This window comes from Algoriphagus sp. (assembly GCF_046296635.1).
In the GTDB taxonomy this organism is placed as follows: domain Bacteria; phylum Bacteroidota; class Bacteroidia; order Cytophagales; family Cyclobacteriaceae; genus Algoriphagus.
Window position 1 is genome coordinate 60,113 of record NZ_JBKBKZ010000023.1, and the last position, 17,364, is coordinate 77,476.

General features: G+C 41.7%; 14 protein-coding genes. 4 read left to right on the forward strand and 10 right to left on the reverse strand.

Going from position 1 to position 17,364, the window contains the following annotated elements; all coding sequences use genetic code 11:
* On the reverse strand, nt 1–1,131 hold the full coding sequence (locus ACK4HU_RS15785) for an ATP-binding protein (protein WP_409808352.1): 1,131 nt from the start codon (nt 1,129–1,131) through the stop codon (nt 1–3).
* A gap of 207 nt (nt 1,132–1,338) precedes the next feature.
* Between ACK4HU_RS15785 and ACK4HU_RS15790 the strand changes: the two genes are divergently transcribed.
* Complete coding sequence (locus ACK4HU_RS15790) at nt 1,339–2,349, forward strand: SMP-30/gluconolactonase/LRE family protein (RefSeq protein ID WP_409808354.1); 1,011 nt, start codon at nt 1,339–1,341, stop codon at nt 2,347–2,349.
* A 268-nt stretch (nt 2,350–2,617) separates the two neighbouring features.
* Here the strand turns inward: ACK4HU_RS15790 and ACK4HU_RS15795 are convergent, their stop codons facing one another.
* The 3 genes from ACK4HU_RS15795 to ACK4HU_RS15805 all read right to left on the reverse strand — a co-directional run bounded on the left by ACK4HU_RS15795 (nt 2,618) and on the right by ACK4HU_RS15805 (nt 6,512).
* A complete protein-coding gene (locus ACK4HU_RS15795) occupies nt 2,618–3,937 on the reverse strand; it encodes a Gfo/Idh/MocA family protein (protein ID WP_409808356.1) in 1,320 nt (439 codons plus the stop codon).
* Nucleotides 3,938–4,816: 879 nt separating this feature from the next.
* The gene (locus ACK4HU_RS15800; protein ID WP_409808358.1) at nt 4,817–5,293 is read right to left on the reverse strand and encodes a hypothetical protein; all 477 of its coding nucleotides are present in this window, start codon (nt 5,291–5,293) and stop codon (nt 4,817–4,819) included.
* A 274-nt stretch (nt 5,294–5,567) separates the two neighbouring features.
* On the reverse strand, nt 5,568–6,512 hold the full coding sequence (locus ACK4HU_RS15805; protein ID WP_409808359.1) for a nucleoside hydrolase-like domain-containing protein: 945 nt from the start codon (nt 6,510–6,512) through the stop codon (nt 5,568–5,570).
* A gap of 66 nt (nt 6,513–6,578) precedes the next feature.
* Here ACK4HU_RS15805 and ACK4HU_RS15810 point away from each other — a divergent pair, with 66 nt between their 5' ends.
* Nucleotides 6,579–8,033 carry an arylsulfatase gene (locus tag ACK4HU_RS15810; protein ID WP_409808360.1) on the forward strand — a complete coding sequence of 485 codons (1,455 nt, stop codon included), beginning with the start codon at nt 6,579–6,581 and terminating at the stop codon, nt 8,031–8,033.
* On the opposite strand, the gene ACK4HU_RS15815 is transcribed toward ACK4HU_RS15810, so the two are convergent.
* From ACK4HU_RS15815 to ACK4HU_RS15825, 3 genes are all read right to left on the reverse strand, one after another.
* A complete protein-coding gene (locus ACK4HU_RS15815) occupies nt 7,999–8,424 on the reverse strand; it encodes a type II toxin-antitoxin system VapC family toxin (protein WP_409808362.1) in 426 nt (141 codons plus the stop codon). The genes ACK4HU_RS15810 and ACK4HU_RS15815 overlap by 35 nt on opposite strands.
* Entirely contained in the window at nt 8,417–8,671 is a 255-nt protein-coding gene (locus ACK4HU_RS15820) for a DUF6364 family protein (protein WP_409808364.1), read from the reverse strand. The genes ACK4HU_RS15815 and ACK4HU_RS15820 overlap by 8 nt, the downstream gene beginning before the upstream one ends.
* A gap of 367 nt (nt 8,672–9,038) precedes the next feature.
* On the reverse strand, nt 9,039–9,593 hold the full coding sequence (locus ACK4HU_RS15825; protein ID WP_409808366.1) for an N-acetyltransferase family protein: 555 nt from the start codon (nt 9,591–9,593) through the stop codon (nt 9,039–9,041).
* A gap of 135 nt (nt 9,594–9,728) precedes the next feature.
* Here ACK4HU_RS15825 and ACK4HU_RS15830 point away from each other — a divergent pair, with 135 nt between their 5' ends.
* Nucleotides 9,729–10,091: a transmembrane 220 family protein gene (locus tag ACK4HU_RS15830; RefSeq protein WP_409808367.1), complete on the forward strand. Its 363-nt coding sequence runs from the start codon at nt 9,729–9,731 to the stop codon at nt 10,089–10,091.
* Between the two features lie 207 nt (nt 10,092–10,298).
* Nucleotides 10,299–11,042 carry an NIPSNAP family protein gene (locus ACK4HU_RS15835; RefSeq protein ID WP_409808369.1) on the forward strand — a complete coding sequence of 248 codons (744 nt, stop codon included), beginning with the start codon at nt 10,299–10,301 and terminating at the stop codon, nt 11,040–11,042.
* 314 nt (nt 11,043–11,356) lie between these two features.
* On the opposite strand, the gene ACK4HU_RS15840 is transcribed toward ACK4HU_RS15835, so the two are convergent.
* The 3 genes from ACK4HU_RS15840 to ACK4HU_RS15850 all read right to left on the reverse strand — a co-directional run bounded on the left by ACK4HU_RS15840 (nt 11,357) and on the right by ACK4HU_RS15850 (nt 17,354).
* Complete coding sequence (locus ACK4HU_RS15840; protein WP_409808370.1) at nt 11,357–14,800, reverse strand: ThuA domain-containing protein; 3,444 nt, start codon at nt 14,798–14,800, stop codon at nt 11,357–11,359.
* A 116-nt stretch (nt 14,801–14,916) separates the two neighbouring features.
* Nucleotides 14,917–16,062 (reverse strand): galactokinase, encoded by a 1,146-nt coding sequence (locus ACK4HU_RS15845; protein WP_409808372.1) that lies wholly within the window; start codon nt 16,060–16,062, stop codon nt 14,917–14,919.
* A gap of 260 nt (nt 16,063–16,322) precedes the next feature.
* Nucleotides 16,323–17,354 (reverse strand): LacI family DNA-binding transcriptional regulator, encoded by a 1,032-nt coding sequence (locus ACK4HU_RS15850; protein ID WP_409808374.1) that lies wholly within the window; start codon nt 17,352–17,354, stop codon nt 16,323–16,325.
* Between the last annotated feature and the right edge of the window lie 10 nt (nt 17,355–17,364).

The following is a 17,364-nucleotide window of genomic DNA, read 5'->3' on the forward strand; positions in this document are numbered from 1 at the left end:
TTACTTATAAAGTTCATAGAAATTCCCCGGTTTGATCACCTTAAAGCTTGAATTAGGATAAGTCTCGGAAAACTCTGCAGGGAACTTGCCATTTGCCCCTTCTGCAAACTTGAATTCGAAGCAGGTCAGATGCCCGTCTTTTTCTTCGATGTAGTCGATTTCCTTTTGGTCATAAGTCCTCCAAAAATAGATGTTGACAAACCTTCGATGATTTTGGTTGAATTTGATCCGTTCGGTGATACAGAAGTTTTCCCAAAGACCTCCCACGTCCGTGCGGAGGTTCATTTCATTAAAGTTTCGGATTACTGCATTGCGGATTCCCACATCGTAAAAGTAGATTTTTTGACTTTTGGCAAGTTCTTTTCTCAGATTTCGGCTGAATGAGTTCAGTCGGAAAATCACAAAGGATTTCTCCAGCAGTTCCAGATAACGCTTGACGGTATGCACATTCGTTCCTGTGATTTGAGCGAGCTCATTCAGCGAGGACTCGCTTCCGGTCTGCAGGGCAATGGCCGCCAAAAGCTTAAAGAGTAAGTCCGGCTTTTTAATTTGCTCAAACTGGAACAGGTCTTTGTACAGGTAGTTGGAAGAGATCTCTGCGAGTTCTTCGATTTTTTCGTCCCCAATGCTATTAAACACCTGCGGATAAAGTCCAAATCTAAGGAAATTGGGCAGATTGGCTTTGATCTGAATGGGATTGAGCGACTGACCGATTTCTTCTAGGGAAAAAGGTAGCAACAAAAACTGCCGTGATCTGCCTGTCAGTGGCTCGGAGACCATTCCCGAAAGCTCAAAGCTTGAAGAACCAGTTGCTATAAACTGAACTTGCGGAAAGGTGTCAACGAGTACCTTTAACACCAAACCGATATTCGAAATGTGTTGTGCTTCATCAAAAATGATCAGCTCCCGATTCCCAATAAATTCACCTAAAATCCCTGAATTAGTGGTAGAAAGGGCGTCTTTGTATTCCTGAAGCTCACAGTTGATATAGGCCGATTTTTCAGAAAACTTCCCAAGCAGGTGTTTTACCAAAGTGGTTTTCCCGGTCCTTCTGGCACCATAGAGGATCAGAACTTTTCCTTTGAAAAGCTGATCTTCGAGTTGAGAAATGATGGTTCGAGATAGGTTCACGAGGCTTCCAGATTTTAATTTAAGAGTCTGACTTCACAAATTTAGGCAAATTTATGAATCTAACTTCACAAATTTAGCTAAATTTATGAAGTTGACTTCACAAATTTCAATTAATTTATGAAGTTGGATGTTATTGAATTGGTAAATTAAATGGATTCGGACTTTTGATGGGATTGGTTTAACTTTCTTTTCCAAACCCAAAAGATCATGAGGAATGCAATTTTCTTGACTGTTTTTGTTCTAGCAGCCTGCTCCAATTCCAAAATTCAAGAGGAAGCCCAAAGACCAAAGTTCCAATCCACCGGTTCGGTCGAGAGGCTGGATTCAGCGATCAATGTACTGATTCCCATCAATGCCAAAATTGAAGTTCTGGCTTCAGGTTTCGAATGGGCGGAAGGGCCGCTTTGGCTGGAAGATCAGCAGGCCTTGATTTTCACTGATGTTCCTACCAACAAAATCTGGAAATGGACGGAAAAAGACAGTCTTTCGCTTTACTTGACTCCATCAGGATATCTTGGCGACCGAACCGACAAGCGGGAACCAGGAGCAAATGGTTTGGCTCTTGACGCAGAAGGAAATTTGATCCTCTGCCAGCATGGAGAGCGACAAATCGGGAAAATGCTCGCTTCTCTTGATGCACCAAAACCTGAATTTGCAGCTTTGGTCACCGAATATGAAGGCAAGCGCTTTAATAGTCCTAATGATTTGGTATTCAATTCCAAAGGACAATTATTTTTCACCGATCCGCCGTACGGAATGGATCCTTGGGATGAGAAGCAACTGGATATCCAAGGTGTATATCGATTGGATAAGGACGGGAAATTGAATTTACTGGTGGACTCGCTAAGTCGCCCAAATGGAATTGCCTTGAGTCCTGATGAAAAAGTGCTATATGTGGCCCAATCTGATTCTAAGAAGGCTCGTTATTACGCATTTAATCTGGATGAAATGGGAAATGTGATTTCCGGAAAAGTGCTTTTTGATGCTACTTCACTTCAAAGTAGTAGCAGAAAAGGGCTTCCTGATGGTCTGAAAGTTCATTCTAGCGGAGTGCTATTTGCAACCGGTCCTGGCGGAGTTTTGGTAATCAGTTCGGATGGAATGCATTTGGGTTCAATCCTAACGGAAAACGGAACGGCTAACTGTGGGTTTGATTCCGATGAAAAGTACTTGTATATGACGGCTGATGCGTATTTGATGAGAATAGCATTGAAGTGAGAATTTTAAAGCCAGAAAGCTGAAAAAAGTTTGGAGGTAGGGAAGTTTGGAGGTTTGGAAGACTGAAGGTTGTGCTGCTTCTCCCGAAGCAGCAGGTTTTGTGAAGTGAAAATTTACAGATCGTATTAAGGCTCTGCGTAGTCGAATGTCAGGCTGAGTCTGAATAATCTTAGATTAACAAAATGGAGATGACATATCGAATGATTATTTGGTTTTTGAACAATTTACCAAATAATACATACCCTGTCATTGGTAGCGTAGTCGAAGCCTAAATTTTAGGTAATTTCCAAGGAGCCCGATATTCTGGAAAGATCAATTCATTTGCTTCTTTATTCCCAATAAACTGTCTTTTGGCATCATCCCAAACCAAGCTTTCGGCCCCAACTCGGGCGGCGATGTTTGGGATGTGGGCATGCAGTGCGGCAATGCGACCTGCCTCAGGTGGGCAACTCGGTTCGTTTCGGGATTTGATGCATTCCACAAAGTTGGCCACGTGGAGGTTATGCGATTCAGTCGTCCCTTCCAGTTTTTTTGCCTCGATTTTATTGGCTTTGGCTGTCGTATCCCATTCCGGATAAATCTCATAGCCACTTCTGTTCACGACAAGAGTTCCTAAATCACCCACATAGGCAATTCCGTAAGGTTTGCCATAAGGTCCTGTTTGAAGTCCTCCATTCATATCATAGTTGATCAGGAAGTCCTTTTTGGGATAGAGCACATTCATCGTATCAAAGGTGTCCCGATCCCGGTTTTCTTTATTCACATTCGAGGCGTAGGTCATCACATGGCCCGGTGCGCTGGGATTATCCTCTACCCAAATTGCCATATCCAGCAAATGCACACCCCAATCCGCCATCAATCCTCCTCCGTAATCCCAGAAATGTCTCCAACTGCCATGGAAACGATTCGGATTAAAGTCTCGCTTTGTAGCCGGTCCTAACCAAAAATCATAGTCAACGCCTGTCGGTGCAGCTGTCGCAGGTTTGAATTCATTTCCCAAGCCATAGTTGAAATTAGACCAGATATTCACTTTGCGAATTTTGCCAACATAGCCACTTTTTACCAAATCCCGGGATTCGGTGAAGGCCTTTCCTGCGCGTTGTTGCTGCCCCACTTGCATAATACGGCTGTGTTTTGCTGCCGCTTTTGCCATCAGATCACATTCCCCGATCGAATTGGCCATGGGTTTTTCGACATAGACATCCTTTCCGGCTTGGCAGGCAGCCACAGCTATAAGGCAATGCCAATGGTCCGGCGTACCGATGATGACGGCGTCAAGGTCTTTTAATTCAAGCAGTTTCCTGAAGTCTGTAAATCGCTGAGGTTTCTTTCCCGTAGCGGTTTCCACTTCGGTAATTCGCTTGTCCAGGATGTTTTGATCCACATCACAGATCGCTACACATTCCACTTCAGGCAGCGCAATATGATGACGAAGAATTCCAAAGCCCATGTTATTGCAACCGACTAGAGCCACGCGGATTTTGTCGTTTGCTGCTACTTGGGATTTTGCATAGAGAATGGAAGGCGAGAGCGCCAATCCTCCGGCTAGAAATGCTGAAGATTTGATGAAAGTTCTTCGGTTGGACATGAATTTTTGGGTTTGGTGTTGTTTAGATCAAATTTGAAATTAAGCTGAACTGCGATCAAAAAGAAGGGCGGACTAGGATATTTTGATTTTGGATCAAAAATCAGGTGATAATTCCAGTTTCTGTGGATAAATCCGATTATTTCTGTGGATAATCTGTTCTTTTAAGCAATAAAACTGGGGGAAAATTGTGGGGAAAAAACTCTAAAAAAAATTGGAATCTGTCTGTGAATGAGGCAACTTTAAATCATCAAGTAAGAGATAAAAAGGCCGAGAATAAGATTTCGGATCGTTGTTTTGAAAGGTTGAGATCGGGCGCAAAGGGGAGTTTTTCTTCGGAAAAATTTCTGAGACGGGTAACCGCAGAGTGCCAAAAGCGATGAGCTGAGTTTGAGTTTCTCTTCGGAGCTATTCAAATTTCCGGGCATGAAGGAAAGGTTAAGAAATTGACCTTTTGAGAGAGGTAACTCCAGAAATGCGACAAACGGATTAATCAGTGCTAAAATCCTTCGGGATTAAAGCGCATATCATCGGGCACAAAGGAACGACTGCTTAGCTGCAGAAGTTTGAGACGGACCACCGCAGAAGTGCATTAAAGATCGGCCCAAGATTGAGTCTTCGGACAAAATCAGGATACTGGGTATGAAGGAGCTTTTCGCAAGGAAAGTTTGAGACGGGCAACCGCAGAAATACAACAAGGTATCTGAAAACTGGGACATGCTCTTCGGAGCTACTTCAGACAATCGGTTTTGACCTGGGTAACTGGGAATAGCCATAATAACTGTAGCTTGAAATGATTTGAAGACTATGGTATTCAAGTCGTTAAACGGGAAGATTTTCGCAAGAATTTCTTCCCGTTTCTGTTTTTAGGCAATCTAATTTTTATCGGGGATCACATTTTCTTCCCCACTGAAACCATTCTTCCGGTGCTTTGGCTACAAATTTCCCTTGGGTAAATTTAATTCGATCAGGAGCATTGGGTTCACTTGAACTTTTAGATGAAAGAAAAAACTCCAGTTCAAATACTCCGTGGATTTCTTTTTTGTCAGAATCATAATGCGTTAACTGGAAATTGCTTTCCCTTAATTCGGAATCCAATAGGTAAACTGTACTTATCGCATCATAACCTATGGTAGTGATGTAGCCGGGTCGTGAATGTTGACCTACTGTATTTGCGAAATTTGGATTATTTTGAGATGTATTTTTGAGTAATTCTTGAGCTGACTGGATTTCAGTGGTGGGAAGAATAAAACCCAAATCTAATATTCGTTGAAAGTAACCACTTTCGTCATAAGCAGCAAAGCCGAATCCAAGCGGGATAATTGAATTACCAGGCGAACAGGTTATTTGTTTTTGCAAATAAAACCTTATTGGAGATTTCCATTCTTCTCCGTTGAAAAGCACGGTCATTTCTCCATTAAAGTTCCTGATATCAGGTTCACCGTCTTCTTGATTACAGGAAAAAAAGATGCATACAAGAATTAAAACTAAGTGACCAATTTTAATAGGTATGTGCGGTTTAAAAGTTCGCTGAAAAGTGATAAGAATTCTCTAGTTACGTTTTTTTTTTTGAAACAACAATTAAGATTGTTTTCATAAGTGATTTTCCCATTTTTCAAAGGATTTTAGAGAATCATCGCAATAATTTCATCCGCTCCTTCCAGTCCTTCAAATATTCCAATCGATAGCGATTGACGGTTTTCGCTCCGGGTCGATTGTTTTCGATCAATTCAGGCTCTTGACGATCAGTCCAATAGTTCATCCTGTCGGGACTTTTGATAAATGAACCTCCCCAATTTTCCCCTTCAGGATTTTCTGGATTTCCATTTAGCAGGTAAAGGACACTTGGTGTATCCCCCATTTTGATGTCAGGCTTTTTCTCGAAGAAAAGCTTTCCCAAGGCTCCAAAGTCTTTCACACTAGTTTCAACAAATGAGATATTTTCCCAAGGATCTTCCTGAATTCCTCCCATGTACATCCCCCGAAAGGTGGTATTATTTTCGATCCACCAGAAATCAGGATGATTATTCCAGAGATAATCCCTAGATTTTTGATCCTGTTGTGTATTCCAAGACCCAATGGAGTAAACCCGAATCAGCGGTTTGATCTCGGGAAAATAATGAACCGCCTGAGCCAAGTCGGTGATCGAACCCCAAATCAGAACATACACTGGTTTGCCGTAATCCAAAATTTGCTTCGCCATAAATTCTGCTCCTGTACTTAGCCGCTCAGGCATTTCGGTTTTTTGAATTTCTATTTCTCCCTGCTTTGAGACATTAATTAATTGAATGGGAGAAGGATAGTCTAATCCACTTGCTTTCAGTTTGGGAAAGTCCCGTTCGTAAGCCTCAATAACTTCCTCAATATCACTCAATCGCCCTTTTCCCGGAGGGGAAGAAATAATTCCCAAAACCTCAAATCGATTTGCATAAAGTAAAAAATGAATTAAGGATTGGTGATCGTCTGGATCATCCCCCCCAATATCTGTGGAGACGATAACAGGGATTCTGTCCTGACAAAACGTGCTGCTGGAGAATCTGAACAACAATAAAATTGTGAATAGAAGGTGTTTTTTCATGGAAAAATGCGGAAGCAGGCTGGAGTTTTAGATTGTCTTGTTTAATTTCTGAAAAAAATCCAGACTATGCCTGTTCGTTTCCTGATATTCCTAATTCTTATTGGAAGTACTTCTTGCAAAAAAGCAGAAGATAAACCTACTGATCTGCCTCCAAACGTAATATTTATACTTGCCGATGATTTGGGTTACGGGGATGTGGGTTTTCTGGGACAGCAGTACATTGAAACACCAAACATCGATCAACTCGCAGCGGAAGGCATGTTTTTCTCACATCATTATGCAGGTTCGACCGTGTGTGCTCCCTCTCGATCTGCCCTGCTGACTGGTTTGCATACCGGCCATACGCCCATCCGTGGTAATAGCGAAGTTCAGCCTGAGGGTCAATTTCCTATGGCAGATACGCTGATGACGCTAAGTAAAGTTTTTCAGGAGGCAGGCTATGTTACCGGTGCTTTTGGGAAATGGGGATTGGGAATGAATGAAACCTCCGGCCATCCTTCCAGGCAGGGTTTCGATACATTTTTTGGGTATTTGTGTCAGCGCTATGCGCATCGCTACTATCCGGCTTATCTCTGGGAAAATCAGATGAAGGTGGAGCTTGCAGGTAATGATTGGACAAATAAGGTAACCTATGCGCCGGATGTTATTCAATCAAAAACACTCGAATTCATCGATCAGAATCAGTCCAAACCTTTCTTTCTGTTTATGCCCATCGTGATGCCGCATGCGGAATTGGCTGTGCCGGATGATGAGATCTTTCAGAAATACCGCCAGAAATTTGGACAAGAGACACCGCATATCGGTCCCGCAGGTGGTGACTATGGGCCCGAAATGAAGATACCCGCTTACCAATCTCAACCTTTTCCTCATGCCACACATGCCGCGATGGTGGAACGAATCGATAAAATAGTGGGAGAGGTAGTTGATAAATTGGAAGCTTTGGGGCTGAGTGAGAATACGCTGATCATATTCTCCTCGGACAACGGCCCTCATCGGGAAGGAGGAGCCGATCCGGACTTTTTTGACAGTAATGGTATCTTCCGTGGATACAAAAGAGATTTATACGAGGGTGGAATCCGGGTTCCTACAATTGTCAAATGGCCGGGAAAAGTAAAGGCAGGTAGCACATCCAATCACGTTTCAGCTTTTTGGGATTGGTTACCAACTTTTGCTGAGTTGGTGGGGAAAAGCGCGCCTGACCAGATTGATGGAATTTCCATGTTGCCATCAATTTTGGGTAAAACTGAACAAGCTTCTCATGATCATTTGTACTGGGAATTTCATGAATTGGGAGGTAGGCAAGCAATGCTAAAAGATGGTTGGAAACTGGTCAAATACCATATCAAAGACGCTGAAAAAACAGCTGTTGAGCTTTATAACATTTCTGTCGATCCTGGGGAAACTCAGAATCTATCAGTGGAATATCCTGAGAAAGTTGTGGAATTCGAGGAGTTGATTCGAAAAGCCCATCGGCAAAATCCGGTGTTTAGGCTTTTCCCCGAAGCTCAAGAAACTCCGTAGGTGAAATCACTTCAATGGAATGAGAAATTGATTGGTAATCCTTTTTATTACGCGTCAAAAAATAATCGAATTCTCCTTCAAGCGCTGTAAAATATTGGACAGCGTCTTCTTTATCCTTAATTGGAGAAAGCATGGCTTTAAAGAAAGTTTCCTTGGAGGTGTCCAACCAAAGGCATGATCTTAGAAAGGCGTTCAATTTATTTTCCCAATTAATCAGTTTATAGGTCTGGCTGCTCAAATAAATTAAGTTTAGAATTGAGCAGGAGGAAATTGAAAAAGAAACTTCTTGTGAATTGTGCAACAATAAAATCTTTTTGGAATGTGTACCAAATGGCTCTCTCCCTGAGATAAAATCAAAAGCCACATCAGTATCTAAAAAAAGATCAATCATATTTCTGTTTCAAATAATTTGCAATATGGATTTTGTCGTTTCCCAAATCCTGAACAGGAGGGTCTTTTTCAATTAAATCCATTAGTTCTTTTGAATGAGGAGTGAAATCCTCTATCTCATCTCCCTCAATTAGTGATTTTAAAAAATCCTCAAAAAGTAATGACAAGGATTTTCCCTCTTGCTTAGAATACTTTTCAGCATTTTTAGCAAGTTTTTCATTTACAGAAACACTGACTCGGGTTTTCATGTCTTTATAATTTGTTTTTTAAAGGCTACATGGAATCTTCGCATGTATTATAATCATCCCTCTGTGCGTCGCTTTGGGTCATGCTCGATTTCATATGATAATAATTGTTTTTAATGGACCATTTGGAATCTTCGCATGTTTGATAAACATCCTTCTGTGTGTCACTTTGGGTCATTCCTGCCTGCTGCAGACAGGCTCGATTTCATGGGATTTTTTATTTTCAATTTATAAAGAAAAGGAATGAAATTAAAAACGGGAATCCATAGATCCCCGTTCTCCTTACCCAATCATTTTACTTATTACCCTATAAGTAAGAGAAAATTACAATTCAATTGAGGCCACACTATCCTTCTCTGACCTGCTTTATTCACTTCCAATTTAGAAGAACAATGGCCCACTTTTGAGTTGTGTCCTCAAACTCATGAATAGTCCTAAATCCCACCCGTTGATGTGCTTTGAGTGAACGGAAATTGGTAAGTGCGATCTCTGTGATGGCAAAATCATATCGGCTACAGAAGGTGCTTCGATAGAGCTCATACATTTTGTCAAAAATCCCTTGACCCCGATACCCTTTGCCTACGCAAATCTGCCCGATAACCATGTAGTCATAAGCTGATAATTTTTTCTCTTCAAAAATCAAACGATCAAACTGCTCAAACATCGGAACCAATACGGGAACCAAATCCCGGGATTCCTTGGTCATAGCCAAGATGTAGCCAATAACTTTTTCTCCTTCCTTAGCTATCACATGTGGCTCAAGTTCATGCATCAGCCGGAGTTGGTCAAGGTTATGCTGAACAGTGACAAACCCTTGATTAGTTTTCTCTTCTTCGGAAATTTCACCTAGAAGATTCAGCTTCTGAAGGTCCAAGATTCCCCGGAGCTCTGCGTCTGTTTTTGTCAATTTGAATTGGATTTCCATAAAAAATGGATCTGGATTTTATTACCGAAAATACTGGGATTTTTTGTTCAAAAACTTCTCACCGACCATTTATCCCTTGCCTGATAGATTGATTTTGAAATTGATTAGTTTTATAACATCCAACCCATAAAATCTATGAAGTTTAACAAGTATTATTACGGAATTTGGTTACTTATTTTTGCCGTGTTTGCCTATTTGCAGTTTAATGATCCTGATCCAGAGGTTTGGATAAGTATTTACGGAGTGGCGATGATTTTTTGTCTGTTTGGAATTCGTGGTATTTTCCCAAAAATCCCTCTTACCATTGTTATCGTTCTCTGCATTTTAGGGGCTATTTATATGTTCCCGGGAGGAGTCGGAGATTGGATCGCTGATGAATGGGCCCAAAAAGACCTCACTATGAAAACTCAACAAATGGAGGAAAACAGAGAAACATTCGGTTTGCTGACCATTGTAATCGCATTAAGTCCGGCACTTTATAGAGCTTGGAAGAAATAACAGTGCTTCGCGAAAAATGCAAAAGCGAAATATGCCTACGGCGAAATATATTCCACATCGAGTCATCGAGATTAAGTCTTGAGGTTTTATCCTTTTGTTGCATATAAAAATATTTCAACCTCCGAAGGAGGTTTTTATTTCTATTGTATTTCCACAATATTTCAACAATATTCTATTGTATTTCAATCCTTAAACCCCTTAAACCTAATGAAGAAACTTCTCACACTAATCCTAACCATGCTGATTTCAGCAAGTGTCTTTGCCCAGCAAGGCATCAAGTCCAAGTATTTTGAAATGCGAACCTATACCGCCGCAGAGGGTAAAATGCCTGAGCTTATCCAGCGATTTCAAAAGCATACACTCAAAATCTTCAAGAAAAACGGAATTGAAAATGTCGCTTATTTCATTTCCGAAGAAAATCCGGACAAGACCTTAACTTTTATCATTGGCTATCCAGATCAAGCTTCCAGAGATGTACTTTGGAACAAATTTGCAAACAGCGAAAGATGGCAAACAGTATTCAAAGCTTCTGAAGCTAATGGGCCCTTGGTTCAAAAAGTGGATCAAGTTTTCATGGTTTGGGCCAATAACCTGAACGACCACAAGAAGCCAAAAAAGAGTGGAATTTTTCAGTTGAGAACTTACCATTGCTTTCCTGGAAAAATCGAAAATATTCAGACCCGATTCCGTGATAATACCCGAGATTTGTTCGCCAAACAAGGTTTGAGAAATTACCCTTATTGGATCACAGTGGAAAAGGATGGTGCCCAGCCAAAGTTGGTTTATTTATTGGGTCATGATAACAAAGAGGCTTTCAATGCTGCTTTTGACCGATTCAGAGTAGATCCTGAGTGGGTCAAAGCTCGTGATGCATCTGAAGCTTCCGGTAAAATTGTGGAAAAAGTGGACGGGATTTTCTACAAAGCTTTGCCTTTTTCTCCTATGAAATAATTGAGCTGGGAGGTTGGGAAGTAAGGAAGTTGGGAGGCGTGAAAGTCTGGATGTCAGGATGTTCAGTATTCGACATTTAGAGTTCGATATTCGAAATTTGTTATCCATTTTCATCCATTCTCACTTAGAATTATTTGATTGAGAATCAGATTCCAACCTAAGAATAAAGCTTAGCTTAGACTGACAAAAAATTGATTTTGTATTAGACGATACCTCTACTCAAAAGGCTGTAAATCGTAATTCAAAAACCGTATATAAAAAAAGCCATCCTGATCAAATCAGGATGGCTTTTTCGTTAATAAATGATCTGATTCTTACTTCGTATTGAACGTAATTCCCATCAAAATAAACGTTCCAAACTCTGCTCCTTTTGCATCACTGACCACATACAACTTGTGCTTTTTCCCATTTATAGTTCCAGTGACAGGAAGTGAAGCTTGATGCATCCGGATCGGCATGTTAGGTGCTTGGAATCCTTCTCCCGGAGTATGTACACCTTGAGCGATAACTTCACCGGTTGGGCTATCCAGTCTGATTTCAAAATTTACTGGCATTGCTATGGGCTCTTGAGAAGCTGTCATCAAGGTGACGGATCCAATAGCTGTCAAATCCACCGCAGGTAATGCAAATGACCCCTTTTCCTTTGGTACATTGAGTAGGTGACGACCATCAAATACCATCTTCGTATATTCCGAATAATCGGAGGTCAGTGCCATATCCAAAGAGTTTGAAGTCAAAATCACAGAATTAGCACCTGTCAAAGGTTTGATATTATCGCCTCCTTTATCAGTGTATGTTGCAGAGATGATTAAAGCACCGGTTGGCGATGGTGCTTTACCTAAAGTAGCCTCCACTGTTCCTTTTGAAGGAAGGCTTGGTTTAGCCTCATTTCTTAGGGAAAGTATATAGGTAACCAGGGCGTTAGCATCATTTGTACTTAAGTCAGGGTTTGCAGGCATTGCTGTTTCTCCCCAAACTCCACCACCGCCATTTTTAATTTTATTGAGCAAGTAGTTTCTGTCTCTTTCCCGGTACTTCTTTGCGACATCTGTATAAGCAGGGCCAACAGATGCTTCCGCTTCTTTATGGCAAGTCTTGCAAGTAAGGGACTGAACCAGTGATTTTCCTGTCATGGCTTCGCTCATTACTTTATGTCCCATATTTGCTTCGGCCATATCCACTCCGGAGATGTAGTCCGCAGAGACATAAAGAGTAGATAGATCGGAGCTTGCAGCAGGATCTTCCAGATCTGATACAGACACGGTGTAGGAAACTTTTTTGCCTGGGAAATAGAAAGATTGATTGCCATCTATGGTAATCTGAATGTCTGGAGCAGTATTTCCTGAATAAACTGACACAGGAATACTTGATCCAGCTAATCCTCCGGGATCATTGGCTGTTACCGTTACTTCAAAATCTCCTACATTATTGAATGTGTGAGTCAAAGTAGGCTCTTGGGTTGTTTTCGTTTCTCCATTGCCAAGGTTCCAAACATAGGAAATTGGGTCGTTTTCCGGATCAGTGGCAGTAGCCGTAAAGGTAACTGTGAGTGGATTAGCTCCGGATGTTTTGTCTACCGTAAGATTTGAAACTACAGGAGCACGATTTCCCCCATTGAAGTCAATTCTGGAAAGCCCGGAGTCTGGGTTTTTACTAAACCATCCATTCCCATATTCCAAAACGTAAATCTTTCCGTCAGGACCCATCTCCATATCGATAAGGGCATTGAACTTAGTACCAGGCATAAATGGCTCCATTTTGTCAAAATCACCAGTTGAAGTCATAGTGACCGCTTTGATCCATCCTCTGATCCAGTCATAAATGAAGAGTTTTCCATCATAGTAATCCGGGAATCTTGTATCGGAAGGGTACATATCCGAATAATAAACAGGACCCGCCATCGCGTTTCTTCCGCCTGTTCCCAATTGAGGAAATTCCGGTGATGCAGCATAAGGATACCAAATGAAAGCAGGTTGCACTGCTGGCAGTTCTTTCAATCCCGTATTGTTTGGAGAATTATTAACTGGCTTGGCTGAGTCAAAAACAAATCCGGTATCACCGGTCTCGTAATCGAACTCTCGATACATGTAATTATCTCCAATGGAGTAAGGCCAACCGAAATTGCCGGCTTTTCTCGCCTGATTGACTTCATCATAGCCTCTCGGGCCTTTATTATCTAGGGAATCATTGCTAGCATCAGGACCAACTTCACCCCAATAGAGGAAGCCTGTCTTCTGATCAACTGAGATTCTGTATGGGTTTCTATTTCCCTGAACAAAGATCTCTGGACGGGTTCCCTCCTTTCCAGCCGGGTAAAGGTTTCCGGCAGGAATGGTGTATGAACCGTCATCAGCTACTTTGATCCGAAGGATTTTGCCTCTCAAATCATTGGAGTTACCGGAGCTTCTTCTTGCATCCCATTGCTTTCTTCCCTCGCGGCTATCCACAGGCGCATAGCCTGCAAGCATATACTTTGAATCGTTTTGGTTGAAAGGAGTGGAATTGTCGCCAGTGGAGAGAAACAGATTTCCGTCCTTGTCAAAAGCAATAGATCCCCCAGTGTGGCAGCAAATGTTGCGTTGAGAGTAAAGCTCCAAAATCACTTTTTCTGAAGCCATATCCCAGACACCATCCTTGAATACAAATCGAGAAAGTCTATTGATTTCCTTGTCACCTGTTGGCGCATAGAATGCAAATACAAAGTTGTTTTTCGCATAATTAGGATCTTTCTGAAGACCCATTAATCCTTCCTCTGCATTTACACCTTGAACTTCAGCTTTCCAATACACATCCAATTTGGCAACTTCTTTTAGCTCTTGAGTTTCGTTGTCAAAAAGCATTATTTCACCTCTTCGCTGTGCAATAAGAATATCCAAATCAGGAAGAATGGTCATTTCGGTAGGTTCGGTAAACTGACCTATAGAAAGTTTGGTTTTAGTAAATCTGTTTTCTTCAGGGACTCGCTTTGATTTGGCTTTTGAATAATCAAGCTGCTCATTATCACCGATAGCATACTGAATGCCAGCTAAGAGATGCTGTAAGAATTCTGGCTCTGTAAATGATTCGTCTGTATGTCCACCTCCGGTATAAAAAGCTCGACCACCGTCAAAATCATGATACCAAGCAATGGGGTGTTCGCCCATATCAAGTCCGCCTTGATAAGAAGCTTCATCCAGCATAAAAAGTTTTTTAGTGTCAGGGTTTATCTGCTTAAAGCTGTACCATTCGTCCGTTCTCTCCCAGCTTTCAGGTAGAAAGTCCACAGATGGATGCTTCACACCTGTTTTGGTGATTTTTCCTGGCTGGACATTTGGATGTGGGTCATTAATGCCAGGATGATCTGCGAAATAACCGCCTACTAGTCGATTGTACCATCCCCACTCATATTCTGTGTCCGCCGCTGCGTGGATTCCTAAGAATCCGCCTCCTGATTGGATATAGCGTTCAAAGTCTGCTTCCTGAATAGTATTCAACACGTCTCCTGTGGTGCTGAGAAATATCACAGCGGCATATTGCGCTAAGTTTTCTTCGTTGAAATTTTCCGCATTCTTAGTGGTATCCACCTGAAAGCCATTTTCAGCTCCAAGTTTCTGGATTGCAGCAATCCCTTGTGGAATAGAGGTATGATAGTATCCGGTAGTTTTGCTGAATACCAGGATTTTTGGATCACCTTCTCGTTTTTTATTGCAAGACGAAAGGCCCATTCCGATCAACATAGCTAGTAGTAAAAAACTACGTAGGTTTTTGGGTAAATACATAAGGTTTGAAATTTGGGGGAAATTAGGCAAATTACCCGAACTGCAGGATAAAGGCCTGAAAATACGGGGTTTTAATAGACAAACAGCGAGATTCTATCGACGAAAGGTCAAAGAAATCATATTAGTTTGGCACCGGAACTGACCATCACTGGAATGAATTCGCAGGTAATTCCGAACTGGACGGAATAGGCTCTTGTGATTTGTGATTTGAATCCATCTAGTTCCGAACTTTTGACCAAGTTTATTGTACAGCCACCAAATCCTCCACCCATCATTCGGGATCCTAGCACTCCTATTAAGCCCCACGATTTTTCTGCTAAAAAATCCAATTCAGCACAACTGACTTCAAAATCTTTACTCAAGCTTTGATGCGAAGCTTTAAGGAGGGCTCCAAATCTTGTCAAATCGCCATCTTTCAAGGCGTTTGCGGCATCATGGACACGTTTGCATTCGGTGATGACGTGTTTTGCTTTTTGGAAAAGAGCAGGAGACAAGATACTTTCAACTTTCCCCAAATCCGAAACTAAAAGGTCTCTTAGCGTTTTTATTTCTGGGTAATCGCCTTGAAGAATTCTTACGCTCTCCTCACAAGATGCTCTTCGCTGATTATAGGAAGAATCAGCCAAGGAATGTTTCACTTTGGTATTCACCAAAATCAATGAATAGTCATCCAAAATCACTGGAACTTCTTCATGGGTATTGGTTCTGCAATCGAGCAAAAGTGCTTTGTCTTTCACTCCAAATGCAGAGGCGTAAGGATCCATGATTCCACAATTTACTCCTGCAAAGAGATGCTCGGATTTTTGTGCGTAAAGTACAATGGATTTTTTGGGAATCTTAAGATCAAAAAGACCGGAAAGCGCTGTGCCAATAGCTACGGATAATGCTGCTGATGATGAAAGTCCCGAACCCACCGGAATATTTCCCCCAATCACCATATCAAAACCCGGAATGGCATAGCCAGCTTGCTTTATTAAGGCTACCATTCCCATTACATAGGTTGCCCAGTGTCCTTTTTTAGGCGAAAATGCTTGCAACTCAAATTTGAATTCCTGATCAAAATCAAGCGAATAAAGCTGACAAACAGGCAGGTTGTTTTTTTGAATTGCTACCCAAATCCCTTTTTCCACAGCCGCCGGAAAGACGAATCCCTCCTGATAGTCGGTATGCTCGCCAATCAAGTTTATTCTTCCCGGAGCAAAAGCCACAATAGGAGTAGTGGAGAAGTGGGATTTGAAGGATTGGGCTAGAGTTTTGAACATTGGTTTGGTTAATTAGGGCAAAGGTGAATTGTAAGTTGAAATTGGTAAGTAGTGTATGCAAACTACTCACCACCTACTTTTTACCACTTACAGTTATAAAATTCACTAGGCAGAGGGGAATGGAGTGGAAGTGGGATTGGAATCTGGCGGTTTTTGCTTCTGTCATGGGTTGAAAGTAGTTGTGAGTAGTAAGTTGTGATTGGTAAGTAGTGATAGCAAACTACTCACCACTTACATTTTACCACTTACAGTTATAAAATTCACTTGGACTGAAAATGCTGTGAGGACTTCCTAGGAACTAATGTCGTTTCCAAAACAATAGAAATCGGGTCCTCTGAAGCCAAACCGTCCAATTGATCCAAAAGGTGAGTCACAGCCAGTTTACCCATTTCATAGCCAGGTTGAGAGACGGTAGTTAGGGGAGGTTCCACGACTGCCGAAGTAGGGTTGTTTGTAAATCCAGCAAGTGCCATGTCCTCTGGAATTTTTATCTCCAGGGATTTCCATTCTGTCAATACATCGACAGCGACAGGATCGATCATGCAAAAAACCGCATCTGGACGAGGTTTCATCTCAGCAATTTCCCTGGCAACACGAATATTGTCTTCCAAAGTCAAATCAGATATTTTGATCAAAGTGGAATCTTCCTGGATGCCATATTCAGCAAGCGCTTTGAGGTAGCCTTCTTTTCTTTTTTTAGAAATATACATGTCTTCGGGACCGGAAACATATACGATGCGTCGGTTCTCTCCTTCTAAAAGGTGATGCGTGACTTGGTATGCGCCACCAGCGTCATTGAAGGTGACCTTTGACACTGGTATTTCTTCATGAACTCGATCAAAAAGGACAAAGTTGATCTCCCTATTATAGAGTTCATGTAAGTGATCAAACTGGTTGGTTTCCCTGCTAAGGGAAATCAAAAGGCCATCTACCTGGCTGGATACCAGTGTTTTAATGTTTGCTTTCTCCTGTTCAATAGACTCATTGGATTGACAAATCATCACATTGTATCCCCGCTTATTGGCATGGTCTTGAATTCCGCTAATACAGGATGCGAAAAAGTGCGAAGTGATCTCCGGGACGATGACTCCGAGGGTTTTGGATCGGCTAATTCGAAGACTCTGAGCCAGTAGATTGGGCTGGTAATTCATCTCCTTGGCCATTTCCACGATCTTTCGCTTAGTCTCAGGGTGTAATTCCGGGGAGTCCTTGAGTGCTCTTGAAATAGTGGAAACAGATACGCCAAGTTTCTTGGCGATCTCCTTCATCGTTATTTGATGACCTCTTTTCATACTAGTGCTT

Coding starts and splice junctions, on each gene's coding strand:
- ACK4HU_RS15790 (WP_409808354.1), top strand. CDS start 1,339: ATGAGGAATGCAATTTTCTTGACTGTTTTTGTTCTAGCAGCCTGCTCC.
- ACK4HU_RS15795 (WP_409808356.1), bottom strand. CDS start 3,937: ATGTCCAACCGAAGAACTTTCATCAAATCTTCAGCATTTCTAGCCGGA.
- ACK4HU_RS15805 (WP_409808359.1), bottom strand. CDS start 6,512: ATGAAAAAACACCTTCTATTCACAATTTTATTGTTGTTCAGATTCTCC.
- ACK4HU_RS15810 (WP_409808360.1), top strand. CDS start 6,579: ATGCCTGTTCGTTTCCTGATATTCCTAATTCTTATTGGAAGTACTTCT.
- ACK4HU_RS15815 (WP_409808362.1), bottom strand. CDS start 8,424: ATGATTGATCTTTTTTTAGATACTGATGTGGCTTTTGATTTTATCTCA.
- ACK4HU_RS15820 (WP_409808364.1), bottom strand. CDS start 8,671: ATGAAAACCCGAGTCAGTGTTTCTGTAAATGAAAAACTTGCTAAAAAT.
- ACK4HU_RS15825 (WP_409808366.1), bottom strand. CDS start 9,593: ATGGAAATCCAATTCAAATTGACAAAAACAGACGCAGAGCTCCGGGGA.
- ACK4HU_RS15830 (WP_409808367.1), top strand. CDS start 9,729: ATGAAGTTTAACAAGTATTATTACGGAATTTGGTTACTTATTTTTGCC.
- ACK4HU_RS15835 (WP_409808369.1), top strand. CDS start 10,299: ATGAAGAAACTTCTCACACTAATCCTAACCATGCTGATTTCAGCAAGT.
- ACK4HU_RS15840 (WP_409808370.1), bottom strand. CDS start 14,800: ATGTATTTACCCAAAAACCTACGTAGTTTTTTACTACTAGCTATGTTG.
- ACK4HU_RS15845 (WP_409808372.1), bottom strand. CDS start 16,062: ATGTTCAAAACTCTAGCCCAATCCTTCAAATCCCACTTCTCCACTACT.
- ACK4HU_RS15850 (WP_409808374.1), bottom strand. CDS start 17,354: ATGAAAAGAGGTCATCAAATAACGATGAAGGAGATCGCCAAGAAACTT.